This window comes from Geodermatophilus sp. SYSU D00663 (genome assembly GCF_054050655.1).
On the sequence record NZ_JBJGZT010000009.1, the window covers coordinates 73,369 to 98,226 of the forward strand.

At 73.3% G+C, this 24,858-nt stretch carries 24 protein-coding genes; all 24 read left to right on the forward strand.

Features of this window, described 5'->3' with window-relative positions:
- Positions 1–35 precede the first annotated feature (35 nt).
- Positions 36–1,301: an ROK family transcriptional regulator gene (locus tag ACI79Z_RS09040; protein ID WP_456902409.1), complete on the forward strand. Its 1,266-nt coding sequence runs from the start codon at positions 36–38 to the stop codon at positions 1,299–1,301.
- A 109-nt stretch (positions 1,302–1,410) separates the two neighbouring features.
- Entirely contained in the window at positions 1,411–2,679 is a 1,269-nt protein-coding gene (locus ACI79Z_RS09045) for an ROK family transcriptional regulator (RefSeq protein ID WP_456902410.1), read from the forward strand.
- A gap of 266 nt (positions 2,680–2,945) precedes the next feature.
- Entirely contained in the window at positions 2,946–4,187 is a 1,242-nt protein-coding gene (locus tag ACI79Z_RS09050) for an ABC transporter substrate-binding protein (RefSeq protein ID WP_387988093.1), read from the forward strand.
- Positions 4,188–4,263: 76 nt separating this feature from the next.
- Positions 4,264–5,205 (forward strand): carbohydrate ABC transporter permease, encoded by a 942-nt coding sequence (locus ACI79Z_RS09055; protein WP_456902411.1) that lies wholly within the window; start codon positions 4,264–4,266, stop codon positions 5,203–5,205.
- 13 nt (positions 5,206–5,218) lie between these two features.
- Positions 5,219–6,052, forward strand: coding sequence for a carbohydrate ABC transporter permease (locus tag ACI79Z_RS09060; RefSeq protein ID WP_387988095.1), 834 nt, complete (start codon positions 5,219–5,221; stop codon positions 6,050–6,052).
- A 177-nt stretch (positions 6,053–6,229) separates the two neighbouring features.
- The gene (locus ACI79Z_RS09065) at positions 6,230–7,309 is read left to right on the forward strand and encodes a Gfo/Idh/MocA family protein (RefSeq protein WP_456902412.1); all 1,080 of its coding nucleotides are present in this window, start codon (positions 6,230–6,232) and stop codon (positions 7,307–7,309) included.
- Entirely contained in the window at positions 7,306–8,205 is a 900-nt protein-coding gene (locus ACI79Z_RS09070) for a thioredoxin family protein (protein ID WP_456902413.1), read from the forward strand. The genes ACI79Z_RS09065 and ACI79Z_RS09070 overlap by 4 nt, the downstream gene beginning before the upstream one ends.
- A gap of 28 nt (positions 8,206–8,233) precedes the next feature.
- On the forward strand, positions 8,234–9,460 hold the full coding sequence (locus ACI79Z_RS09075; protein WP_387988098.1) for an ABC transporter ATP-binding protein: 1,227 nt from the start codon (positions 8,234–8,236) through the stop codon (positions 9,458–9,460).
- A gap of 15 nt (positions 9,461–9,475) precedes the next feature.
- Positions 9,476–10,483, forward strand: a complete 1,008-nt coding sequence (locus ACI79Z_RS09080; RefSeq protein WP_456902414.1) for a sugar phosphate isomerase/epimerase family protein — start codon at positions 9,476–9,478, stop codon at positions 10,481–10,483.
- Positions 10,483–10,869: a C-glycoside deglycosidase beta subunit domain-containing protein gene (locus ACI79Z_RS09085; protein ID WP_387988100.1), complete on the forward strand. Its 387-nt coding sequence runs from the start codon at positions 10,483–10,485 to the stop codon at positions 10,867–10,869. The genes ACI79Z_RS09080 and ACI79Z_RS09085 overlap by 1 nt, the downstream gene beginning before the upstream one ends.
- 11 nt (positions 10,870–10,880) lie before the next feature.
- Positions 10,881–11,291 carry a C-glycoside deglycosidase beta subunit domain-containing protein gene (locus ACI79Z_RS09090; RefSeq protein ID WP_387988101.1) on the forward strand — a complete coding sequence of 137 codons (411 nt, stop codon included), beginning with the start codon at positions 10,881–10,883 and terminating at the stop codon, positions 11,289–11,291.
- Positions 11,288–12,319, forward strand: coding sequence for a sugar phosphate isomerase/epimerase family protein (locus tag ACI79Z_RS09095; protein ID WP_387988102.1), 1,032 nt, complete (start codon positions 11,288–11,290; stop codon positions 12,317–12,319). The genes ACI79Z_RS09090 and ACI79Z_RS09095 overlap by 4 nt, the downstream gene beginning before the upstream one ends.
- The gene (locus tag ACI79Z_RS09100; RefSeq protein WP_456902415.1) at positions 12,316–13,869 is read left to right on the forward strand and encodes a GMC oxidoreductase; all 1,554 of its coding nucleotides are present in this window, start codon (positions 12,316–12,318) and stop codon (positions 13,867–13,869) included. Before ACI79Z_RS09095 ends, ACI79Z_RS09100 begins: the two co-directional genes overlap by 4 nt.
- Positions 13,866–15,392, forward strand: coding sequence for a GMC oxidoreductase (locus ACI79Z_RS09105; protein WP_456902416.1), 1,527 nt, complete (start codon positions 13,866–13,868; stop codon positions 15,390–15,392). The genes ACI79Z_RS09100 and ACI79Z_RS09105 overlap by 4 nt, the downstream gene beginning before the upstream one ends.
- 45 nt (positions 15,393–15,437) lie before the next feature.
- On the forward strand, positions 15,438–16,220 hold the full coding sequence (locus ACI79Z_RS09110; RefSeq protein WP_387988105.1) for a nuclear transport factor 2 family protein: 783 nt from the start codon (positions 15,438–15,440) through the stop codon (positions 16,218–16,220).
- Entirely contained in the window at positions 16,220–17,689 is a 1,470-nt protein-coding gene (locus ACI79Z_RS09115; RefSeq protein ID WP_456902417.1) for an MFS transporter, read from the forward strand. The genes ACI79Z_RS09110 and ACI79Z_RS09115 overlap by 1 nt, the downstream gene beginning before the upstream one ends.
- A gap of 108 nt (positions 17,690–17,797) precedes the next feature.
- Positions 17,798–18,766 (forward strand): sugar phosphate isomerase/epimerase family protein, encoded by a 969-nt coding sequence (locus ACI79Z_RS09120; protein WP_387988107.1) that lies wholly within the window; start codon positions 17,798–17,800, stop codon positions 18,764–18,766.
- A complete protein-coding gene (locus ACI79Z_RS09125) occupies positions 18,763–19,737 on the forward strand; it encodes a sugar phosphate isomerase/epimerase family protein (RefSeq protein WP_456902418.1) in 975 nt (324 codons plus the stop codon). The genes ACI79Z_RS09120 and ACI79Z_RS09125 overlap by 4 nt, the downstream gene beginning before the upstream one ends.
- Complete coding sequence (locus ACI79Z_RS09130; RefSeq protein WP_387988109.1) at positions 19,734–20,699, forward strand: sugar phosphate isomerase/epimerase family protein; 966 nt, start codon at positions 19,734–19,736, stop codon at positions 20,697–20,699. The genes ACI79Z_RS09125 and ACI79Z_RS09130 overlap by 4 nt, the downstream gene beginning before the upstream one ends.
- A complete protein-coding gene (locus ACI79Z_RS09135) occupies positions 20,696–21,688 on the forward strand; it encodes a sugar phosphate isomerase/epimerase family protein (RefSeq protein ID WP_456902419.1) in 993 nt (330 codons plus the stop codon). Before ACI79Z_RS09130 ends, ACI79Z_RS09135 begins: the two co-directional genes overlap by 4 nt.
- A complete protein-coding gene (locus ACI79Z_RS09140; RefSeq protein ID WP_456902420.1) occupies positions 21,688–22,098 on the forward strand; it encodes a C-glycoside deglycosidase beta subunit domain-containing protein in 411 nt (136 codons plus the stop codon). The genes ACI79Z_RS09135 and ACI79Z_RS09140 overlap by 1 nt, the downstream gene beginning before the upstream one ends.
- A complete protein-coding gene (locus tag ACI79Z_RS09145; RefSeq protein ID WP_456902421.1) occupies positions 22,095–23,153 on the forward strand; it encodes a sugar phosphate isomerase/epimerase family protein in 1,059 nt (352 codons plus the stop codon). The genes ACI79Z_RS09140 and ACI79Z_RS09145 overlap by 4 nt, the downstream gene beginning before the upstream one ends.
- Position 23,154: 1 nt before the next feature.
- Positions 23,155–23,931, forward strand: coding sequence for a TIM barrel protein (locus tag ACI79Z_RS09150; RefSeq protein WP_387988113.1), 777 nt, complete (start codon positions 23,155–23,157; stop codon positions 23,929–23,931).
- On the forward strand, positions 23,928–24,845 hold the full coding sequence (locus ACI79Z_RS09155) for a ThuA domain-containing protein (protein ID WP_387988114.1): 918 nt from the start codon (positions 23,928–23,930) through the stop codon (positions 24,843–24,845). The genes ACI79Z_RS09150 and ACI79Z_RS09155 overlap by 4 nt, the downstream gene beginning before the upstream one ends.
- Positions 24,846–24,858 lie beyond the last annotated feature (13 nt).

A 24,858-nucleotide genomic window follows, 5' to 3' on the forward strand; every position in this document is an offset into this window, starting at 1 on the left:
GATGGGAGCGACCGGACAGGGGAGGAGACGCAGTCGTGCCGAGTGACCGCTACGCCGGCCTCGCCGCCGTGCTCGGCGCCATCCGCAGCTCGTCGGACATCACGCAGCCGATGCTCGTGGAACAGGTGGGCCTCGGCCGGAGCGTCGTCGCGCAGCGGGTCGCGGAGCTGGAGGCGGCCGGCCTCGTCGTCTCCGACGGGTTCGGGCCCTCCACGGGTGGCCGGGCGCCGCGCCGCCTGCGTCTCCACAGCGAGGCCGGCTACGTGCTCGGCGCGGACATCGCCACGAACGAGCTCGTGGTCGGGGTGGCCGACCTCTCGGGCGCGCTGCTGGAGACGCGCCACCGGGAGATCGACGTCGTCGACGGACCCGAGATCGTCATCGGCGCCGTCGAACAGCTGGCCGCCGAGCTGGTCGACGAGGTGGGCGCCCACCGCAGCCTGTGGTCCTTCGGTGTCGGCATGCCCGGGCCGGTGGCCTACGACAGCGGCGAACCGGCCACCATGCCGACGCTCCCGGACTGGAGCCGCCACCCCATCAGGGAGCGGCTGGCCGAACGCTTCGGGGTCCCGGTCTGGGTGGACAACCGGACCAACCTCTCGGCTCTCGGTGAGCGCAGGGTCAACCCGGTCGCGGCGCGCTCGCGGCACATGATCTACCTGGGCGGTGGTTACGGCCTCGGCGCCGCGGTGGTGCTCGACGGCAGGATCCACCGGGGCGCCCACGGGCTCGCCGGTGGCATCGACCACGTCCCGGTACCGGGCGCGGACGACGTGGCCTGTCACTGCGGCAGGACGGGGTGCCTGGAAGCGGTCGCCGGGCGTGCGGCCCTGGTCCGCGACGGCCGGCTGCTGGCCGAGACGGCGCAGAGCCCCGCCCTCGCCCAGGTCCTGGCCCGCACCGGCCGGATCCGCCCGGTCGACGTCACCGAGGCCGCGGGCCGGGGGGACGCCGCGGCCCGTGCGCTCCTGCACCGCAGCGCCACCATGATCGGGCGCAGTCTCGCGATCCTCGTCAACGTGTTCGACCCCGACCTGGTCGTGGTCGGCGGAGGCGTCGCCCGGGCGCGCGCCCACGTCCTGGCCGCGATCCGCGAGGAGATCTACCGGTTGGCCCTGCCCTCGGCGACCCGGGACCTGCGGATCGAGCCGTCGGCCTTCGACCAGGAGATCGCCGGGATCACCGGCGCCGTCGAGTTCGCGCTGGGAGAGCTGTTCAGTCCCGACCACCTCCCGGCGGTGCTCGACGCCCGCAGCGGCGGGGCCACGATCACGGCACTCGACGGGCACGTCCCCGCCTGAACCGGGACGGGTTCCGTCGGGTAGCCCCGAACTTCTGCCGCAGAGAGGTAGAAGCTCCGTTACGCTGCGTCCGTGAACGTGGACACCGGCCGCCCGGGCGGTGTCGCCGGTGTCCGGTGACCGGTCGGACGGACTCGTCGCCGTCCTCGACGCCATCCGGACCTCCCCGGGGATCACCCAGCCCCGGCTCGTCCAGCGGGTCGGACTCGGCCGGACCGTCGTGGCCCAGCGTGTCGCCCACCTGGAGGCGGCCGGTCTCGTCGCGCAGGACGGGCTGGCTCCGTCGAACGGCGGCCGTGCCCCGCGGAGGCTCCGGCTGCGGCGGGCGGCGGGCCTGGTCGCCGGTGCCGACATCGGCGCCACCGGGATGGCCGTGGGCCTCGCCGACCTCTCCGGTCACGTCCTCGTGGAGACCCACGAGCCCGTGGACGTCGCCGACGGACCCGACGCGGTGCTCGGTCGGGTCGAGGAGCTGGTCGAGGGGCTGCTCGCCCGGCTGACGGACCCGCCGCCACTGTGGGGCGTCGGGGTGGGCGTCCCCGGCCCCGTCGAGTTCGCCACCTCGCGGCCCGTCGCCCCGCCGATCATGCCGGGGTGGGACGGCTACCCCGTCCGCGAGCGGCTGGCCGGCCGCTTCGCCGCCCCGGTCTGGGTGGACAACGACGTCAACGTCCTCGCGCTGGGCGAGTTGCGCACCAACCCCGCCGCCGCCGCGACGGGCGACCTGCTCTACGTCAAGATCGGCACGGGCATCGGCGCCGGCCTGGTGTCCGGCGGGCGGCTGCACCGCGGGGTCAACGGGTGTGCCGGCGACATCGGTCACGTGGCCGTCGCCGAGGCCGACACGGTCATCTGCCGCTGCGGCAACGTGGGTTGCCTGGAGGCGGTGGCCGGTGGGGCGGCCCTGGCCCGCGACGGGCGCCAGCTGGCGGAGCGCGGAGGCAGTCCGGTGCTGGCCGAGGCCCTCGCGGCCCGGGGCGACCTGACGGCCGCGGACGTGACCGCCGCCGCGGAGCGCGGCGACCCGGCGGCTCGCGCCCTGCTCGCGCGGGCCGGCCGGCTGGTCGGCGGCACGCTGGCGACCCTGGTCAGCTTCTACAACCCCGGCCTGGTGGTCCTCGGCGGGGGAGTGGTGCACGCCGGCGACCACGTCCTGGCGGTCATCCGGGAGTCGGTCTACCGGCGGTCGCTGCCGCTGGCGACGCGCACGCTGCGGATCGAGCCGTCCGCGCTCGGGGCGGCCGCCGGGCTGGCCGGCGCCGTCCACCTCGTCCTGGACAACCTCTTCACGCCGGACCGGCTGGCGCTGTGGCTGCCCTGGGGCTCCCCGTCCGGTCATCCGGAGATCGTGGACACGCCGGACCGCCCGTCCGCGTGACGGCGGACCGCTGTGGTCCACGTCATCACCGCGGCTGATGCCCGGCATCACCAGCGTTACGTCCATGTTGCATTGACTTCCTCCGCTCGATGGCAGAAGTATGTGGTTGCCATCACGCGGACGGCGCTCCAGCGGCCGGACGCGGTGCTCGACATCCAGCGTCGCAGTCGTCGTCCGGTCCCCGGACACGTGGAGAGAGGCAACACATGACCCAGCACCGTCACCGGGGGCTCCGCCGCATCGGGGTCCTCGTCGCCGTTCCGGCCGTGAGCGCGCTGACGCTCGCCGCCTGCGGGGGCGGGGACGAGGAGAGCGGCTCCGGCGGCTCCGGCGGGGCCGCGAACAGCTTCAGCTTCGCCTTCGAGAACGCCTCGGGCGGGCAGGAGAACCCCTGGCAGCTGCTCGCCGACCAGTACTCCGAGGAGACCGGCGTCCAGATCGAGACGCAGGGTCTGCCGCCGGACAGCTACGGCCTGTCCATGCGCACCCAGCTGCAGGGCGGCAGTGCCCCGGACGTCCTGATGTTCTCGCCCGGCGCCGGCAACGCCAACGCGGTGCTGCCCATGGCCGAGGCCGGCTACATCGAGGAGCTCGGCGAGGAGTCGGCGGCCCTCATCCCCGAGGGCAACGAGTCGCTGTTCGAGATCGACGGCAAGGTCTACGCGCAGCCGACCAGCATCATCCCCGTCGGCATGGTCTGGAACTCCAGCGCGGCCTCCGAGGCCGGCGTCGAGGTCCCCGCGGACGAGTCCGCGATGATCGACGCCTGCGGCACCCTGGCCGGGGACGGCAAGTCGTTCCTCGCCGCCGCGGGATCCGCCCCGCCGAACATGGGCCTGATGGCCATGGCCATCTCCGCCACCCGGGTCTACGCCGAGACCCCGGACTGGAACGAGCAGCGCTCGGCCGGTGACGTCAGCTTCGCCGACAGCGAGGGCTGGCAGGCCACCCTGCAGACGATCGTCGACATGAACGAGGCCGGCTGCTTCCAGCAGGGCGCGGCCGGTGGTGGCTTCGACGCCATCACGCAGGGCCTGACGCAGGGCACCTCGCTGGGCGCCTTCGTCCCCGGGGCCGCCGCCACCGAGCTGGCCAACGCCAGCCCGGGGCTCAACCTGCAGGTGCAGCCGTTCCCGCCGGCCGACGGCGGGGAGCCGTTCCTGCTCGCCAGCCCGAACTACGCGCTGTCGATCAACGCCTCGGCCGACGAGGGCGCCAAGGAGGCCGCGCGCGAGTTCCTGGCCTGGATGGCCGAGCCGGAGAACGCCGCCCGGTTCACCGAGCTGCAGGGCGGGGTCGCCATCACCGGCCCGGACGAGAACCTGTCCCCGGTGTACGAGCCGGTCGCCGACCTGCTGGAGAACGGGGACTACGCGCCGCTGCCGAACCTGGCCTGGCCGAACCCGGGCGTGTACGACGCGCTGTCGACCGGCGTCCAGGGCCTGCTCGCCGGCCAGGGCGACGTCCAGTCCGTGCTCGAGTCGATCGACCAGGCCTGGGACCAGTGACCCGGGCCGGCTGATCCCGGCACCACCTCCCGACCGCACCTCCGGACGCACCGAGGGACTGACGATGACCGCAACCATGGGCACCCCGCAGGACACCGGTGCAGTCGTCCGGGGCACGGTCCCGGCCGCCGGGGGCGGGCGTTCCGCCCGCTCCCGGCGGAGCCGGCCGCTCATCACCTACGGCCGCTGGTGGTGGGCGCTGCCCGCCGTCCTGGCGGTGCTGCTGATCCACTACGTCGCCACCGCCGGCGGGGCCTTCTACGCCTTCACCAACTGGACCGGGATCGGCGACTTCGACTTCGTCGGCCTGGACAACTTCCGCCGCATCTTCGAGGACCCCACCCTCATCGGGTCGCTGAAGAACACGCTGTTCCTGGCCTTCGGCTTCCTGATCGCCACCAACGTCGTCGGGCTGCTGCTGGCACTGGCGCTCAACCGCACGCTGAAGACGCGCTACCTGCTCCGGGTCCTGTTCTTCATGCCGGTCGTGCTGAGCCCGCTGGCGGTCTCCTACATCTGGAAGTTCATCTTCGACTTCAAGGGCCCGCTCAACGGCGTCCTGGGCTGGTTCGGCATGGCGCCGAAGACGTGGCTCGCCGACCCGACGCTGGCCCTGTGGGCGGTGCTGGTCGTCATGGCCTGGCAGACGACCGGCATGGTGATGGTCATCTACCTCGCCGGACTGGCCACCGTGCCGGCCGAGATCGAGGAGGCGGCGGCGCTGGACGGGGCCAGCACCTGGCGCCGCTTCCGGTACATCACGCTGCCGTCGATCCGCCCCTCGGTGGCGATCGCGTCGACGCTCATGCTCATCCAGGGCCTGCGCGTCTTCGACCAGGTCATGGCGCTCACCGGCGGGGGACCCGCGGGGGCGACGGAGACGCTGGCCACGCAGGTCTACAAGGAGACGTTCGCGCTGAGCAACTTCGGCTTCGGCGCCGCACTCGCGCTCCTGCTGACCCTCATCATGCTCGTCTTCTCGGTGCTGCAGCAGGCTGCCACCAAGGACCGGTCGTAAGGGATCCGAGCCGATGTTCCGCTACACGAAGGCGACGGCACTGCGCGAGGTGCTCGTCTGGGCCGTCGCCCTGCTGACCCTGCTGCCGTTCTACTTCCTCGTCATCAACGCGCTCAAGCCGGACGAGGAGCTGCTCACCACCGGGTCCTCGACCCCGCCGAGCCGGCCGACCCTCGAGAACTTCACCGAGGTGCTGACCGCCGGCGGTGACTCCAACATCCTGCTCGGCCTGTTCCACAGCGTGGTGATCACCGTGGGCAGCATCCTCGGCCTGGTCGCCTTCGGCTCACTGGCGGCCTACGTCCTGGCCCGCACGACGGCGAGGTGGGGGAGCGTCGCCTTCTACCTCTTCCTCGTCGCCATCGTGCTGCCGACCCAGCTCGGCCTCATCCCGCTCTACATCGGCGCCCGGCAGGTCGGCCTGGTCGGCTCGGTGTGGGGGATGATCGTCCTCTACGTCGGCACGCTCATGCCGCTGGCGGTCTTCCTCTACGCCGGGTTCTTCCGCAACCTCCCCCGGGACTACGAGGAGGCGGCCGCGCTCGACGGCGCCGGCCCGGCACGCGTGTTCCTCCGGGTCGTCCTGCCGCTGATGGCGCCGGCGACCGGGACGGTGGCGATCCTGACCGGCCTCATCGTCTGGAACGACTTCTTCACCGCGCTGATCTTCCTGGGCGGCTCGGACAGCCAGACGCTGACGGTGTCGATGTACTACTACGTCGGCTCGCTGGTCTCGGCCTGGAACAAGATCTTCGCCATCGTGATCATCTCGATGATCCCGATCCTGGCCTTCTACCTCTTCGCCCAGAAGCGCTTCATCCAGGGCTTCGCCGGCGGCATCAAGTAGGGCCCCAGGCTCCTCCCGCCGCCCGCCCGGCGGGAGGAGCGCCCCGCGCGGGCATCGACGGCGCCGATGCGCTCCATCACCAGGAACAGCACTCTCGTCATTGACTTCCTCCGACAATCGGAAGAAGTATGAGTCCCAGGTCACGCAGGTGGCCGCCGCACCACCGAAGGAGACCCCGTGGGCGATCGGATCCGGGCCGGCATCGTCGGTGTCGGCTTCATGGGCACGGTGCACGCCCGCGCCGTCCGGCGCGGCGGCGGTGTGGTCACCCGCGTCGCCGGGTCGACGCCGGAGTCCTCGCGGGCCGGTCGCGAGCGGATCGGGGCGGAGTCGGCGTGCGACACCGTCGAGGAGCTGCTGGCCGCCGACGACGTCGACGTGGTGCACGTGTGCACGCCCAACGCCTCGCACGCCCCGCTGGTGCGGGCGGCCGTCGCGGCCGGCAAGCACGTCGTGTGCGAGAAGCCGCTGGCCGTCGACGCCGCCGAGGCCGAGGAGCTGCGGGCGCTGGCCGCCGACGCCGGGGTGACCGCCACCGTGCCCTTCGTCTACCGCTTCTACCCGACCGTGCGCGAGGCCCGGGCCCGCGTGGCCGACGGGACGGCCGGCCCGGTGCGGCTGCTGCACGGCTCCTACCTGCAGGACTGGCTGGCCGACGGCGCCGACGACGACTGGCGGGTCGACGCCGCCACCGGCGGCGCCTCGCGGGCCTTCGCCGACATCGGCGTGCACTGGTGCGACCTGGTCGAGTTCGTCTCCGGCCACCGGATCACCCGGCTGGCCGCGCGCACGCTGACCGTGCACCCGGAGCGCGGTGGGCGCCCGGTGTCCACCGAGGACGCCGCCGTCGTGCTGTTCGAGACCGACCGCGGCGCGGTCGGCAACCTGACCGTCAGCCAGGTGACCCCCGGCCGGAAGAACCGGCTGTGGTTCTCCGTCGACGGCGCGGCCGAGAGCCTGTGCTTCGACCAGGAGAACCCCGACTCGCTGTGGATCGGCGGCCGCGAGGTCAACCGGCAGCTGCTGCGCGGCTCCTCCGAGCACCCGGCCGCCGCGCGCTACTCCGTCGTCCCCGCCGGCCACCCGCAGGGCTACCAGGACTGCTTCGACGCCTTCGTCGCCGACACGTACTCCGCCGTCGGCGGCGAGGCGCCCGACGGGCTGCCCACCTTCACCGACGGCGCGCGCGCCGCCCGGGTCACGCGGGCGGTGCTGCGGTCCGCGGCGACGCAGGCCTGGGTGGAGGTCGCGGCGTGACCGGCACCCGGCTCACCGTCGGCGACCCCGCGCCGTCGTTCGTCCTCCCGGACACCGAGGGGGCGGCGGTCCGGCTCGACCCCGGCGCGCACACGGCGACCGTCGTCGTCTTCACCGCCAACGGCTGCCCGTTCGCCCGCGCCTGGCACGACCGCGTCCAGGACGTCGCCCGCTCCTACGCCGACCGGGACGTCGTCGTGCTGCAGGTCGTGAGCAACGACGAGACCGACCACCCCGAGGACTCCCTCGAGGGCATGCGGCGCCGCGTCGCCGCCGGCGAGCTCGCCGGTCCCTTCCTCCGCGACGCCGAGCAGTCGGCCGCCCGTGCCTACGGCGCCACCGCGACCCCCGAGGTCTTCGTCGTCGACCGGGCCGGGCTGGTCCGCTACCACGGCGCCCCCGACGGCGACCACGACGACCCGGCCCAGGACGCCGGCTGGCTGCGCGCCGCGCTCGACGACGTGCTGGCCGGGCGCGAGGTGACCCGGCCGCTGACCTCGCCGGCCGGCTGCTCGATCAAGTGGCGGGTGGAGCTGCTCTGGTGGGCCGGCTGCCCCACGCACGACCGGGCCGCCGCCCTGCTCCGGGACACCCTCGCCGAGCTCGGCCGGGCGGACGTGCACGTCGTCGAGCGCGAGGTCCGCACCCGCGAGGAGGCGGCGCAGCTCGGCTTCCCCGGGTCGCCCACCTTCACCGTCGGCCGCCGCGACCTCTTCCCCGTGGACACCCCGCCCGCCCTCACCTGCCGCGTCTACGCCCGCGACGACGGCCGCAGCTCGCCGCTGCCGGACGCCGCCGACCTCGCCGCCCGCCTCCGGGACGCCCTCGCCCGCCCCTGGGACCTCCCGCACTGGGTGGACCCCCGCACGCCCGCCCGCGCCGACAGCCCGTCCTGACCGACCCCCACCCGCAGCAGGAGCAGTCATGGCATCGATCACCTACGACCGGATCACCAAGCGGTACCCGGACGGGACGCAGGCCGTCTCCGAGCTCGACCTGTCCATCCGCGACGGCGAGTTCCTCGTCCTCGTCGGTCCCTCCGGGTGCGGCAAGACGACCGCGCTGCGCATGGCCGCGGGCCTGGAGGAGATCTCCGACGGCCGGCTGCTCATCGGCGACCGCGTCGTGAACGAGGTGCACCCCTCGCAGCGCGACATCGCGATGGTCTTCCAGAACTACGCGCTCTACCCGCACATGTCCGTGCGGGACAACATCGGCTTCCCGCTGCTGTGCGCCGGTGTCGGCAAGGCCGAGGTCAGGCAGCGGGTGGACAGGGCGGCCGAGTCCCTGGGCCTCACCGAGCTGCTGCACCGCAAGCCGAAGGCGCTGTCCGGCGGGCAGCGGCAGCGGGTGGCCATGGGCCGGGCGATCGTGCGCCAGCCGCAGGCCTTCCTCATGGACGAGCCGCTGTCCAACCTCGACGCCAAGCTGCGTGGCCAGATGCGCGCCGAGATCCGCAACCTCCAGCGCGAGTACCGGACCACCACGCTCTACGTCACCCACGACCAGGTCGAGGCCATGACGATGGGCGACCGCATCGCGGTCCTGCGCAAGGGCGTGCTGCAGCAGCTGGGCACCCCGGACGAGCTCTACGAGTCCCCGGCCAACCTGTTCGTCGCCGAGTTCATCGGCTCCCCGCCGATGAACGTCCTGAGCGCCACCGTGACCCGGACGCCCACCGGCGCCGAGATCGTGCTCGGCTCCCAGCGGCTGGTGCTGCCGGCCGGCGCGCTCGACGCCCACCCGGCGCTCGCCGGCGCGGACGCCACCCCGGTCGCCCTCGGCCTGCGTCCCGAGGCGCTGCGCGAGGCGGCCGGCGCCGATCCCGCGTGGCCGCGGCTGGTCGCCGACGTCGAGCTGGTGGAGAACCTCCCCCCGGAGAAGCTGCTCCACCTCCGCGTCGACGCCGACCCCGTCGTCACCGAGGCGACGCTGGAGATCGCCGCCGACATCGACCAGGCCGCCGCCGAGGACCTGCGGGCGCTGGGCTCCGGCTCGGTCCTCCACGCCCGGCTGCCCGGGACCGCGGCCGTCCGCGAGGGCACCCGCGCGCAGTTCGCCGTGCCGCCGTCGGCCCTGCACTTCTTCGACCTGTCCACCGGGCAGGCCATCGCCCCCCGGTCGCCGCGCCTGGCCGCGGCGACCGCCTGACCGGGAGGGATCCCCGTGAGCGCACCGGCACACCAGATCAAGCGGGGCGTGAGCCTCTACTCGTTCCAGGAGGAGTACTTCCTCCGGACGCTGTCCGTGGAGGACTGCATCCGCGTCGCCGGGGAGATCGGCGCCCGGGGCATCGAGATCATCCCCGAGCAGATGATCCCGGGGTTCCCGCACGTCAGCGACGAGTTCGTCGGGAACTGGTTCTCCTGGATGGAGCGGTACGGCACCACGCCGGTCGCCACCGACCTCTTCCTGGACACCAAGCTGCACCGCGACCGGTGGCTGACCCGCGAGGAGCAGGTCGCCTCGATCTGCCGCGACGTCGACATCGCCGTCCGGCTCGGCGCGACCGTCGTCCGGGCGATCATCAACACGCCGCCGGAGGTCATGGAGGAGGCGGCGCCCTACGCCGAGGAGCAGGGCGTCCGGCTGCTGCTCGAGGTGCACGCGCCCTTCCACTACGAGCACCCGTGGATCCTCGAGCACCTCGAGGTCATGTACCGCACGGGGTCGCCCGCGCTGGGGCTGATGCCGGACATGGGCGTCTACGTCGAGCGGTTCCCGCGCGTGGTCAGCGAGCGGGCGCTGCGGGACGGCGCCAAGCCCGAGCTGGTCGACCTGATCGTCGAGACCTACGACGACCACGGCGACACCCACGCCCTGATGGACATCGTCAACTACCGCGGCGGCGGCCCGGTCGACTTCGGCCTGGCCCGTCAGGCGACGCACTACATCTGGAGCGAGCCCAAGGCGATGCTCGAGCACATGCCCCTCATCGGGCACATCCAGGCGAAGTTCTACGAGATGACCGAGGACGGGGTCGAGTACTCGATCCCCTACGACCGGATCGTCCCGGTGCTGGTCGAGGGCGGCTTCGACGGCCACCTGTCCAGCGAGTACGAGGGCAACCGCCACATCCAGGACGTGCACCCCGTGGACAGCGTCGAGCAGGTCCGCCGCCAGCACGCCATGTTCGCCCGCCTGCTCGGCGAGACCACCGGAGAGGACGCCTGATGTTCGACAGGTACATCGTCTGCGAGGAGGGCTTCCGCGCCCTCGACGACGGCCGCACCGGCGGCGTCGTGGAGGTGCGGATGCCGTACTACCGCGGCCTGGCGCTGTCGATGGTCGAGGCCGTCGACCTCGTCCTCGACGGCCGCCCCGTGCCGCCGGCGCGCACCACCTTCACCGTGCACGGCAACACCTACACCTTCGACCAGCTGCCGCGGACCACCGACGACCGCTGGGAGATGGGGGAGCGGGCCCGGCTCACCTTCGAGACCGACGAGCCGCTGACGCCCGGCGAGCACGAGGTCGCCGTCGCGGTGCGCCTGCGCATCTCGTACATGCCGGTGCCCGGCGGCGGCCGCGACAGCAAGCGCCTGACGCTGGCCGCCTGAGAGGAACGGACATGGGACCCCTCGACGACCAGGTGGTGCGCGCCGACTCGCTCACCGCCACCCCCGACGGCCTGGACATCGCCGTCTACTCGCACTGGTACCGCGCTCTGCCGCTGCCCTCGCTGGCCCGCGTCGACCTCACCGTCGACGGCCGCCGGATCGACCCCGCCGAGCTGTCGGTCACCGTCAACGGCACCCGCCACCCGCTGACCGAGGTGGCCGGGGCCGGCGACGAGTACTGGTTCACCACCGACCCGCTGGTGCTGCACACGCCGGTCGAGACGGCGCCCGGCCGCGAGCACCGGGTCCAGCTGCTGCTGGGCCTGTCGATCCCCTACATCCTCACCGGTCCGGACCGGGTGCCCCTGGTGGCGCCCAGCGCCACCGACAAGACCCTGACCGCGGCGGGAGCACGCTCGTGACGGACACCGCGCCGGGGCTGCCCCGCCTCGGCACCACCCTGTTCAGCCTCACCCTCGAGCAGCGCCGTCCCGGCGGGGACTTCGCCTCGCTCGTCCGCGAGGTCGCCGCCCGCGACCTCGGCCCCGGGCTGGAGATGGTCGCCTTCCAGAGCCTGCGCGGCTGGCCCCGGCTGTCCGGGGACCAGGAGCGGGAGGTCCGCGGGGTCCTCGAGTCCTCGGGGCTCACGCCGTCGTGCCTGGCGATCAACAACGACCTGGGCCTGTACCCGGGCCGGCTGCTCTCGGACGACGAGTCCCACGAGTACGTCGCCGTGCAGCTGCGCGGGGCGGCCGCGCTCGGTTTCCCCGTCGCGCGCGTCGGCATCGAGACCGGCCCGGCGATCCTCGAGCGGCTGCTGCCGCTGGCCGAGGAGCTCGGCGTCAAGGTCGGCGTGGAGATCCACGCCCCGCTGACGCTCGACGCCCCGCCGGTCGCCGCGCTCAAGGAGCTGTTCACCCGGCTGGACACCCCGTGGCTGGGCTTCATCCCGGACATGAGCGCGAGCATGCGGGCGGTCCCGGACGCCGTCGACGACGCCCACCGGGCCGCCGGCATCGCCCCGGAGCTCACCGCGCTCACCAAGGAGCTGTGGGCCGAGCCCGGCCCGACCATGGCGAAGTTCCCGGAGCTGGAGCGGCGGGCGGCCGAGGCCGGCGCCACGCCGCCCCAGATCGGCAACCTCAAGATGCTGTTCACCATGCACGGGCGCATGGCGCCCGAGCGGTGGGCCGACTTCTTCCCCCACGTCGTCCACGTGCACGGCAAGTTCTACGGGATCGTCGAGGGCCCCGACGGCCTCACCGACCCGTCGATCGACTGGCCGGCCGTCGCGCGCGTCCTGCGCGAGCAGGGCTACGACGGCTTCGTCTCCAGCGAGTACGAGGCCCACGCCTACAGCGACCGGTACAGCGCCTTCGACCAGGTCCGCGCGCAGCACGACATGCTCAAGCGGCTGCTCGAGGCCGAACCCGCGGTGGCCGCCCGATGAGCACGTCCCACGACGTCGACGTCGATGTCGACGTCGTCGTCGTCGGTTCCGGGCCGGTCGGCACCGCGGTGGCGCGGGAGCTGGCCGACACCGGATCCGGCCTGCGCGTCCTGGTGCTCGAGGCCGGGCAGGCGCTCGGTGACCCGGCCGGCGGCCACGTGAAGAACATCGCCGACGTCGAGGCCCGCGACGCCGCCCTCGCGGCGCTGGCGACGGGGCCCGGCCCGCTGCCGGGCGGCACGCCGGCCCGGCCGGGCACCGCCCTGGTCGGCGCTCCGGACATGCCCAACGCGGCGATCTCGACCAACGTCGGCGGGATGGGCGCGCACTGGACCGCGGCCTGCCCGCGGCCGGTCGACGACGAGGTGCCCGACTGCGTGGACCCCGACGTGCTGGACGAGGCGCTGACCCGCGCCGAGGCGCTGCTGGCGGTGACGACGCACGCCTTCGACCGGGCGCCGCTGACCGGCGCGGTGCAGCGGGTCCTGGGCGAGCTGTTCGACCGGCCGCACCGCCGGCCGGTCGGCGCGATGCCGGTGGCGGTCACGGTCGGCGAGGACGGCTCGCTGCACTGGACCGGCCCGGCGATCATCGCGGGGGACCTGTGGGAGCGGCCGGGCGTGGAGCTGCGCACCGGCACCCTGGCCCGGCGCGTCCTGCTGGACGGCGACCGGGTGACCGGCGTGGAGGCGGTCGACCTGGCGTCGGGGGAGCGGTACACGATCCCCGCCTGCGCCGTCGTCGTCGCCGCCGACGCCTTCCGCACGCCGCAGCTGCTGTGGGCCTCGGGCATCCGGCCGCAGGCGCTCGGCCGGTACCTCACCGAGCACCCGCAGGTGATGGCCGCCTCCCTGCTCGACGAGCGGTACGTCCCGGCGGACGCGCCCGTCGACGCGGACCTCCCGGTCACCGCCGCCGCCGCGCCGGGCGGCGGGGCGATCGTCCCGGTCTCCGGTGTCTCCTGGGTGCCCTACGCCGCCGACCGGCCGTTCCACGGCCAGGTCATGCAGATGGACGCCTCGCCGGTGCCGCTGGACCCCGGCCTCACCGTCCGGCGCGGCCAGGTGGTGGGCCTGGGCTGGTTCTGCCGCAAGGAGCTCTCGCCGGACAACCGCGTCCGGTTCGACGAGGGCGACCTCGACCCGCACGGGCTGCCGGCCATCCGCATCGACTACGCCCTCAGCGACGCCGACCGCGCCTCCGTCGCCGCGGCCGTCGAGGAGGTCGCCTCGGCGGCACGGGCCCTGGGCCGCCCGCTCGGGGAGCCGTTCGTCATGCCCCCGGGCAGCTCGCTGCACTACCTCGGCACGACCCGGATGGGCCGCACCGACGACGGCACCAGCGTCTGCGACCCGACCGGCCGCGTCTGGGGCACCGCCAACCTCTACGTCGGCGGCAACAACGTCATCCCCACGGCGACCGCCTGCAACCCCACCCTCACCGCCGTCGCGTTCGGCGTGCTCACCGCCCGGGCCGTGGCCGCGCAGCTGGCCGCTCAGCCGGCCGCTCAGCCGGCCACGACCCCCGTCGCCGAGGAGGCGCACGCATGACCGCCCGCATCCTGATCGTCGGCAGTGGGCCGACCGGGGCCACCCACGCCCGGGTGCTGCTCGAGCAGCTGACCGACGTCTCGGTGCTCATGGTCGAGGCCGGGCCGCTCGTCAGCCGCCCGGCCGGCATGAACGTCAAGAACATCCCCGACCCGGAGGAGCAGGCGGCGGCGCGGCTGGCCTCCCAGGGGCGGTCCAGCGAGAGCGGCGTGTCGGGCATCCCCGGCGGCGTCGTCGTCGAGGGGACGATCACCGCCCGGCAGGGCACCCACCTCATCGGCCGCGCCGCCGACGGCTCACCGGGCATGCCCGCGGCGGCCGGCGCCACCTGCGTCGGCGGCCAGGGCGTCCACTGGACCTGCGCCACGCCGCGACCGGTGGGCAGCGAGCGGATCCCGTTCCTCGACGCGGCCGAGTGGGAGGAACTGGTCACCGAGGCCGAGGAGCTGCTGCACGTCCACCGTCCGGACTTCGCGGGCTCGCCGCAGGCGACCGCGATCCTCGAGACGGTCCGCGCCGAGTTCGCCCCCGACGGCATCACCGTCCGTCCGCTGCCGGTGGCCGCCGACCCGCGGCCGGACGGCTCCCTGCGCTGGAGCGGCACCGACGTCGTCCTCGACGGCGTCCCCGCCGACGACCGCTTCACCCTGCGCGCGGAGACCCTCTGCGTCCGGCTGGTCCGCGAGGGGGACCGGGTGGTGGGCGCGGTGCTGCGCGACCTGCGCACCGGCACCGAGGAGGAGGTGCGCGCCGACGCGGTCGTCGTCGCCGCCGACGCCCTGCGCACGCCGCAGTTGCTGTGGGCCTCCGGCATCCGGCCCGCCGCGCTCGGCCGGTACCTGACCGAGCACCCGCTGCTGTTCGGCGTGGTGGCCGTGCGGCCGGACCTGCTGCCCGAGCGGGAGGACCCGACGGCCCCGGTCGACCCGATCCGGGCGATCGTGTCCGTCGGCTTCGACGAGGAGCGGCACTCGTACCACGCCCAGCTGATGTGGAACCCGGTGTCGCCGGCGCCGCTGCCCGAGGGCAGCCGGTTCCGGGACAACCCCGCCGGCTACGTGGGCATGGGCTGGGGCATCCGCAAGTGGCCCCGCCCCGAGGACCGGCTGACCTTCGAGGACGACCGGCCCGACGAGCACGGCCTGCCGGGCATCCGGATCGCCTACGAGCTCACCGAGCGCGAGGAGGCCGAGTTCGCCCGCGCCCGCGTGCACCAGGCCCGCGCGGCCGCCGCGCTCGGGGAGTTCGTCGACGGGATGCCGAAGGTCATGCCCGCCGGCAGCTCCCTGCACTACATGGGCACCGTCCGCACGGGACCGGCCGACGACGGCACCAGCGTCTGCGACCCCTTCTCCCGCGTGTGGGGCGTGCCCGGCCTGGTGCTCGCCGGCAACGGGCTCATCCCGACCGCCAACTCGTGCAACCCGACGCTCACCAGCGTGGCCCTCGCCATCCGGGCCGCCCGGGCGCTCGCGGCCGACCTCGCCGGCGAGCCGGCGGTGGCGGGCGCGGCGAGCGAGTAGCGGCACCCCCAGGACCCCGACGACCCCCCCAGGACAGGAGCCGGCATGACGACCACGGAGACCTCCGTCGAGGCACTCGCCCGACGCGTCGACGAGCTGCAGGAGCAGCTGGAGCAGACACGGCGGGAGGCCACCCGCGCCGCCGACCGCGGCGCGGTGGACAACGTCTTCAACCGCTACATGCACTACCACAACGCCTACGAGGACGAGCGGATCATCGCCGAGCTCTGGGCGAAGCCGGGCACCCCCGGCATGTGGTCCCGCTACAACAACGTCGGCCGCTACACGACCTACGAGTCGGTGACCGCCTACCACCGCGGCCGCCCGCGCCCGGTCGGCAAGCTGCTGTTCCACTACGCGACCACCCCGGTCATCGAGGTCGGCGCCGACGGGCAGACCGCCAAGGGCATCTGGATCATGGCCGGCCTGGAGTCCGGGCTCATGGACCCCGAGGTCGCCGAGAGCGTCCCGCCGTGGGTCTTCTCCGGCGGGGAGGTCGACGGCAAGCCGGTGTGGGCGCACTGGGTGTGGTGCAAGTACGGCGTCGACTTCGTCAAGCAGGACGGCGAGTGGCGGATCTGGCACTTCCGCTGCTACGAGGTCGCCCGGGCGCCGTTCAACCGGGACTGGATCTCCTTCGCCAAGGACAACCAGGAGAGCCACGACTCGCAGCTCGCCTGGTTCGGCGACGACGGCGTCCCCGTCTTCCTGCCGCCGGTCGACGAGCCGGTGGAGACCGTCTACCACCCGTACGCCAACGACCGGGCGCAGACGCTCGACCCGGTGCCGCCGACGCCGTACACCGAGTTCGAGGACACGTTCAAGTAGTGGGCGCCGCGACCCCGGAGCAGGTGGACGCCCCCGCGGCGTCCCCTGCTCCCGGCGTCGCGCGCGCCGGCGAGGTCCGGCGACCCGGGCTGGTCCTCGCGGTGGCGTGCGCGGCGCAGTTCATCTGCGTGCTCGACACCTCGATCGTCAACGTCGCGCTCCCGCCGATGCAGGAGAGCCTCGGCCTCTCGGCCACCGGCCTGCAGTGGGTGGTGAGCAGCTACACGCTCACCTTCGCCGGCTTCCTCCTGCTCGGCGGCCGGGTCGGCGACCTCTGGGGCCGTCGGCGGGCCTTCCTCGCCGGGCTGGCGATCTTCTCCGTGGCCAGCCTGGCCGGTGGTCTGGCCCAGGAGGGCTGGCAGCTGGTGGCGGCGCGCTTCGTGCAGGGCGTGGGTGGCGCGGTCCTGGTGCCGACGACGCTGAGCCTGGTGACCACCGGGTTCCCCGACCCGCGGGCCAAGGCGCGGGCGCTCGGACTGCTCACCGCGGCGGCCGCCGCCGGTGGCGGTCTGGGAGGCGTCATCGGCGGCGTGCTCACCGGCCTGCTGAGCTGGCGGTGGGTGCTGTTCGTCAACGTCCCCCTGGGGGCGCTGCTCGTCGTCGCGGCGGCCGGCGCGCTGGCCGGCCGGCCGCCCGGGCACACCCGGGGGCGCCTGGACCTGCCGGGGTCGGTGTCGGTGACGGCCGGGACCGCCCTCCTCGTCGCCGCGGTGATCCTCGGGGAGGAGCGGGGCTGGCTGTCGGGACCGGCCCTGGCCTGCCTCGGCGGTGCGGTCGCCGCGCTGGCGGCCTTCGTGGTGGTGGAACGCCGGGTGCCGCAGCCGGTGGTCCCGCTGTCGGTCCTGCGCGTCCGGCCGGTGTCGGTGGCCAACGGCCTGGCGGCGCTGACCGGCGGCGTCCTCCCGGCGATGATGTTCTTCCTCGTCCTGTACCTGCAGCAGGTCCGGGACCTGGACCCGCTGACGGCCGGGCTCGCGCTGGCACCGAGTGCGGTGGGCATCGCGCTCGGCGCGCAGCTGGCCCCCCGCCTGCTGGACCCGCTGGGCCCGCGGGGCGTGTTCCTCCTGGGGACGCTGCTGAGCGCGGCCGCGCTCGTCTGGCTGTCGGCCATCGACGTCGAGGGCTCCTATCCCCGGGACGTCCTCGTGCCGCTGGTGCTGGCGATGACCGGCTTCGGCGTCGCCGGGCTGCCGCTCACCGTGACGGCCACCTCCGGCCTGGGGAGCGACCGGGCGGGCCTGGCCTCGGGCCTGCTCACGACGGCCAAGCAGGTGGGCAGCGCCGTGGGGCTCGCCGCCCTGGTGGCGCTGGCGACCGCGCGGACGGCGTCGGCCGGTGACCCCGGGGAGGCCGCCCTGACCGGCGGGTTCGCCGCCGGCCTGCTCGGCGGCACCGCCCTGCTGCTGGCCGCCTGCCTCCTCGGCCTGGCGCTGCCGGGCCGGCGCAGGGGGCGGCATCAGCCCGGCTGATGCCGGGCATCGACCGGATGAGCTTGTGCCGCAGGTCACCGGTCGCCACGATTTCTGTACGGAACATGCATAAATGACCCGCCGGGCTCCGGCAGAGGGGAACCGACCGTGGCATGGACCAAGTGGTCCTACATGGACCACTGGGTGACGGAGACGCCGCAGGGGCCGCAGCCCCCGTCGTTCAACCGCGCCTACATGGACCGGTACGTCAAGCAGCTGTCCGCCCTGGGCTTCACGGGCTTCGACACCTTCTTCTTCTACCTGCACGCGCTCGCCGGGATGTACGGCTCGGTGCCGGGCTTCGAGCGGTTCCTGCAGGACAACGGGTTCGAGAAGATCACCGGGATCTTCTCCGCCTACCCGTCGGCCACGAGGTACACCGCGCCCCACGTCCGGGAGACGCACGACCGGATCGTCGCCGACTGCACGAACACCCTGCGCACCTGCGAGGGCCTGACCGGCGTCGAGAACTTCATCGTCATGCCGACGTCCACCCACTGGCAGACCGAACCGGTCACCGACGACACGATCAAGGTCGTCGCGGACCTGTGGAACCGGGTCGGCAGGCTGACCCTCGAGCACGGGATGAAGACCACCTGCCACTTCGAGTTCTGGGGCGCCATCCGCACCCGCCCGCAGCTCGAGCTGTTCTTCGAGTACACCGACCCGGAGTACGTCTTCTTCTTCTGCGACACCGCCCAGCACACGATCGCCGGCGTCGACCCGATCCAGCTGTTCCGCGACTACCGGGACCGCTGCACCGGGTTCCACTTCAAGGACACCAGGAACGTCGACGAGCACGAGGCCTACCGCACGCCGCCGGACCCGGAGCTGATGGCGCCGCACGTGACCCGGTGGTTCTACGAGATGGGCGAGGGCGGCCTGGTCGACTTCCCGACGCTCATGAAGGAGATCGTCACCTCCGGCTACGACGGCTGGCTGACCGTCGAGCACGACAAGGCCGAGCTCGGCGGCGGCAGCTACGCCGAGGCCACCGCCGTGGCCAAGTGGTACATCGACAACGTGCTCGCCGAGGCCGAGGCCGAGGCGCGCCGCGGACTGGAGAGCGCGCGATGAAGGACACCCTGCGCTGGGCCTACGCCCTCAACCAGTGGAACGTCCGGCTGGACGTCTTCGTCCGGCACGAGGACCAGCAGCGCGCGCTGAAGACCGTCTCCGCCTGCGGGTTCGACCACGTCGAGCTGGCGTCGGGCACCGGCCGCTGGGACAACATCAGCCGCCCCGAGGTCATCCTGCTCAACCACGGCAGCCACGCCGGCTTCCTCGACTTCCTGCGCCGGGCGGAGGTGCGGGGCGTCTCCAGCCTGTTCTGGGACCCGCAGGCGCCCGCGGAGGAGGAGGAGGGGTACGCCTTCCGCTCGACGGCGAACCCGGACGACCACGACGCGATCGTCGAGTGGGCGAAGCCGTTCGTGGACTTCCTCGCCGGCGTCGGCGCGGAGCAGCTCGTCGTCCGCCCGGTCGGCTCGGCCTGGATGAGCCCGCCGCTCGGCGCCGACGGGATCAAGGTCGTCGGCGACGTCTGGAACCGGATCGGCGAGCTGACGTCCGCGGCCGGCCTGGGCCTGGCGCTGCACTACGACTGCCTGGGCGCCGTGCACACCGCCGACGAGCTGACGGCGCTGCTCGACGCGACCGACCCGGCCGCCGTCGGCCTCGCCCTGGACACCGCCGAGTTCACGATCGGCGGCATCGACCCGGTCGCCTTCTACCGCGAGCACGCCGACCGGGTGACCCACGTGCACCTCAAGGACACCCGCTACGCCGACACCGGCGAGGAGTACCTCATGCCCGGGGCCGAGAGCACGATGCTCAAGGGCGGCGCCGGACGGCGGATCGAGCGCTGGTTCTTCGAGCTGGGCACCGAGGGCGGGCTGGTCGACGTCCCCGGCTTCGTCGCGGCCCTGCGCGAGCGGGACTTCCCCGGCTGGGTCGTCGTCGAGAGCGACCACGGCGGCAACCCGGCCGAGCTGGCGATGCTCAACAGCTGGTACCTGCAGCACGAGCTGGGGGTGGCCAAGCGATGAGCGCACCCGGGACGGACGCCGGCGAGCGGCGCGTCAAGTGGAGCTACATGGACCACTGGCGCAGCAACGGGCCCTCGGGGCCGGTCGACCAGTGGCACTCGCACAGGACGATGTCGGCGTTCCTCAAGCAGGTGAAGGCGACCGGCTTCGACGCCATCGACACCTTCGACTTCCGCATCTGGCAGATCCTCGGCGACTACGGCGGTCCCGCGAAGTACCAGGAGATGGTCCAGGACCACGGCCTGGAGCGGATCGTCAACACCTTCCACGCCGCCGACTACGACCTGCGGAACTACGCGCCCCACCTGCCGGAGACCCACGAGAACATCCTCGAGGACTTCCGGGTGACCATGGGCCGCTGGTCGGAGATCCGGCTCGACAACATCATCGTGATGCCGGCGACGCTGTACTACGACATGGAGCCGGTCACCGCGGACAAGATCAAGACCACCGCGGAGCTGTGGAACAAGGTCGGCGAGATCACCGCGAGCCACGGCGTCCGGCTCACCTGCCACCACGAGTTCTTCTGCGGCATCCAGAGCGAGCCGGACATCGAGCTGTTCTACGAGCACACCGACCCGCGGTACGTGTCGCTGTTCGTCGACACCGCGCAGCACTGCATCGCCGGCGTCGACCCGGTGGCCCTGTACCGGCGGCACGCGCACCGGGTCAGCGGCTTCCACTTCAAGGACACCCGCAACGTCGCGACCGGGGACGACCACCGGCACCGGCCGGACTCCGAGATCATGGCGCCGACCACCGGGAAGTGGTTCTACGAGATGGGCACCCCGCACGGGCTCGTCGACTTCGAGGCGATGATGACCGCGGTCCGGGACAACGGGTACCGCGGCTGGATCTCCGTCGAGCACGACAAGGCCAACAAGGAGGGCGGCGACTACTCCGAGAGCACCGCGATCTCCCGCTGGTACGCGAAGAACGTCCTCGAGGAGATCTACCGGTGAGCGGCGTCCGGTGGTCCTACGCGATCAACCAGTGGAAGCCCCAGTTCGACGACTTCGTCCGCCGCGAGCAGCACGAGCGGGCGCTGAAGACCCTCTCGATCGCCGGGTTCGAGGGCGTCGAGCTCACCTCGGGCAGCGGCCGCTGGGAGCCGCTGGGCAACCCGCAGCAGCTGGAGGCGAACTTCGGTTCCCTCGCCGGCTTCCGCGCCTTCCTCGCCGACTGCGCCGTCGACTGCGTCTCCAGCTGGGCGTGGGACCCGATGCAGCGCTCGACGGAGCACCTGACCGGCCCGCTGTCGCCGCTGTCGGCGGACGACGCCCCCGCGCTGGCCGAGCGGGCGGGGGAGTTCGCCGCGGCCCTCGCCGAGCTCGGCGGATCGGTCCTGCTCGTCCGGCCGGCACCGTCGGCCGGGGCGGCGGAGCCCCTCGACGACGACGCGATCGGCCGGCTGGCCGCCTGCTGGGAGCGGGTCGCCCGGACCACCCGGCAGCACGGCGTCGAGACGGCGCTGCACGTGGACTTCCTGTCCGCGCTGCGCCGCGGCGACGCCCTCGAGCGGCTGCTGGCGCGCACCGACCCCGACCTGGTCGGCCTCGCCGTGGACACCGGCGAGGACGCCGTCGCCGGGGTGGACTCGGTCCGGGTGATCGAGCAGCACGGCGACCGGATCCGGCACGTCCAGTTCAAGGACGCCCTCGCCGTCGACGCCGAGGAGGAGTACCTGCAGCCGGCCGCCGAGTACACGGTCCGGGCCCGCGGCGGCGTCCGCGAGGTGCCCCGCTGGTTCGGGGAGCCGGGCGTGGACGGCGGACTCGTCGACTTCGCCGCGGTCACCCGCGCGCTCCTGGCGGCGCGGTACTCCGGCTGGATCGTCGTGGAGAGCGACCAGAGCCCGCACCCGGCCGCGAGCGCCCTGCTCGCCGGCTACCTCGTGCAGCGCGAGCTGCGGCCGCTCGTGGAGGGCGCCGCACCGGAGGGCGTCTCCTGATGGCCACCGGCGACACCGTCCTCACCGCCGACAGCCTGGTCCGGCGGCCGGAGGGCCTCGGCATCGCGCTCACCCTGCCCTGGTACCGCAGCCTCTGGCTGTCCAGCGTCAGCGACATCGCGGTCTCCGTCGAGGGCCGCGCGGTCCCCGAGGACGACCTGCGGGTCGAGCTGGGGGAGCGGGTCTTCGGGGTCGGCGAGCTCCGGGAGCAGTGGGACGTCCTCTGGTTCGTCCAGGACCGGCTCGTGGTCGTCGTCCCGCTCGACGAGCCGCCGGCCGAGGGGCAGGAGGTCGACGTCGAGGTGACCGTCGACCTGCGGCTGCCCTACATGCAGATCGCGCCGACGACGTACGTCACCAACCACGCCCGCGACCGCCGTTCCCTGATCGCGCACGGAGCCGCCCGATGACCGCCACCGCTCCCGCGCGTGCCGCGGAGCCCGCCGTGCCGGGCAGCGGCATCACGCTCGGGCTCACGCTCTACTCGCTGACCAGCGAGTGGGCCGCCGGCCGCTACGACCTGGCCGGCCTGCTCGACGTCGTCGACGCCGCGGGCATCGGCCCCGGGATCGAGATCGTCGCCTCCCAGACGATCCGCACCTACCCGGAGGTGACGCCGGAGTTCGTCCGGGACTGGCGGGACGCGTTCGACCGGCACGGCTTCGTGCCCAGCTCGTTCGGCTGCAACCTCGACACGGGTCGCCGCCGCGACCGGGACATGACGCCGGACGAGGAGTTCGAGTTCACCGTCGCCCAGTTCCGCAGCGCGCACGCGCTCGGCTTCCCGCTGGTGCGCATCCAGAGCGCGAAGCCGGAGCTGATCCGCCGGCTGCTGCCGGTGGCCGAGGAACTCGACCTCACCATGGGCTGGGAGCTGCACGCCCCGCTCGGGCCGAACTCGCCGAAGGTCCTGGAGATCCGCGAGACGTACGCGGAGATCGGCTCGGAGCGGCTGGGCTTCGTCGCCGACTTCAGCTCCACCATGCGCGCCATGTCGCCGACGATCCTGCGCAAGCTCGGGAGGATGGGCCTGTCGCAGCAGGACCTCGACGAGCTGCAGCGGATCTGGGCCACCGACGCGGACATCAACGCCCGCCACGGGGAGTTCGTCGAGTACCTGCACTCCCGCGGCACCGCCCCGGAGTCGCTCGGCTCCTTCGCCCGGCTGGCGTTCAACATGCACGGCCACGTCGACCCCGCCGAGTGGGCCGACATCATGCCGCAGATCACGCACGTGCACGCCAAGTTCTACGACATCGACGAGCACGGCGACGAGCCGGCCATCGACTACCCGGCGATCGTGCGCGAGTTCGTCCGCGGCGGGTACTCGGGCTTCTTCTCCAGCGAGTGGGAGGGCCACGCCTTCGCCGACCTCGACGAGGCCGACCCGGTCGACCTCGTCCGCAAGCAGCACGACCTCATCCGCCGGTCGATCACGGCCGCCCTCTCCGAGAAGGACTCCTGACGTGTACCAGCTCTCCGCCAACATCGAACTGCTCTTCACCGAGGCCGGTGCCGACGCCGGCGACCGGGTCCGCGCCGCCGCGGCCGCCGGCTTCGACGCCGTCGAGATGTGGTTCTCCACCGACAAGGACCTCGACTCGCTGAGCAAGGCGCTGGCCGACACCGGCGTGCAGCTGACCTCGCTGCTCGCCGGCCCGCGGATGGGCTTCACCTTCCCGGGCACCGACCTCGCGCCGGCCCACGAGGGACTGGACGTCGCCGTCGAGCACGCGAAGCTCCTCGGCTGCCCGCGCGTGGTGCTCGCCTCGGGCGTGGGTTTCCCGGGCATGAACCGGCAGCGGAACCACCAGGTGATCATCGACATGTACGGGGAGGCGGTGGAGCGGCACAGCGACTCGGGTGTCGACTTCGTCCTCGAGCCGGTCAACTCCCGGGTGGACCACCCGGGCGCGCTCACCGACCGCACCGAGGACGCCGTGTACGTCGCTCGCGCCATCGGCAGCGACCGGTTCGGGATCCTCTACGACCTCTACCACTCGATCGCCCAGGGCGAGGACCCGGCGACCGAGCTGGCGAACGCCGCGGGCCACGTCAAGTACGTGCAGCTCGCCGACGCGCCGGGCCGGGGCGAGCCCGGCAGCGGCGCCGTCGACTGGCCCGCCCAGCTGGCCGTCCTGCGCGCCTCCGGTTACGACGGCCCGATCGGTCTCGAGTACTTCCCGACCGTCGAGACCACGAGGTCGGTCGAGTACATCCGGTCGGTCGCGGCGCAGGCGTGAGCGGGGACAAGCTCGACGTCCTCATCGCGACCGGCCGGGTCACCGTCGAGCACGACAACGAGCACCGCAGCTTCCGGCACCACACCGGCATGCTGACGGCGCTGCTGGAGTCGACCGGCCGGTTCCGCGTCCGGGTGCTCGAGGAGTTCCGCGGCGTCGGCGACGAACTGCTCGACCGCTTCGACGTCGTCCTGGTCATGTACGAGGGCCGGGACGACTACCACTCGCCGGCCGAGCGGCTCGGGGACACCACCGAGCAGGCGCTGATCCGCTTCGTCCGCGACGAGGGCCGCGGGGTGCTGTGGTTCCACGGCTCCTCCGTGCAGGAGCCGGAGTGGGGCTGGCCCGAGGAGTTCGACCGGATGCGGGGGGCCACGCTCAGCAGGACCACGGGCCTGCGCCCCCGCCCCCAGGCGGAGGTGACCGTCCGGTTCCCGGAGCCGCGCCACGCCATCACCGAGGGCCTGCCCGCGGAGTGGTCCGTGGTCAACGACGACGTGCTGACCGGCGCGCGGATGGACCCGTCGGCGACGGTCCTGCTCACCGTGTTCGACGACGTGGCGACCTACCGGCGGGCCGGCTGGCCGAACGCGCACACCCCGGTGGACATCCCGCCCGGCGGGATCGAGGACCTGCCCGGCATGGACACCGACCAGCCGCTGGCGTGGGCCAACGAGTGGGGTGCGGGGCGGAGCGTGAGCATCGTCCTCGGGCACGACTGGGACACCTTCCGCAAGGTCCCCTTCATGACGCTGCTCGTGCGCGGCGTCGAGTGGGCGGCCACCGGGCAGGTCACACTCGGACCGCCCGAGCGGACCGGCGCGGCGCGGTGGCGGGTGTGGCCCTACTACGCCGGTGACCCGTCGCGGTTCGACCGGGCCACCCCCGCGGCCGCGGCCGCCGCCCGGCACTGACCCGTCGTCCCCC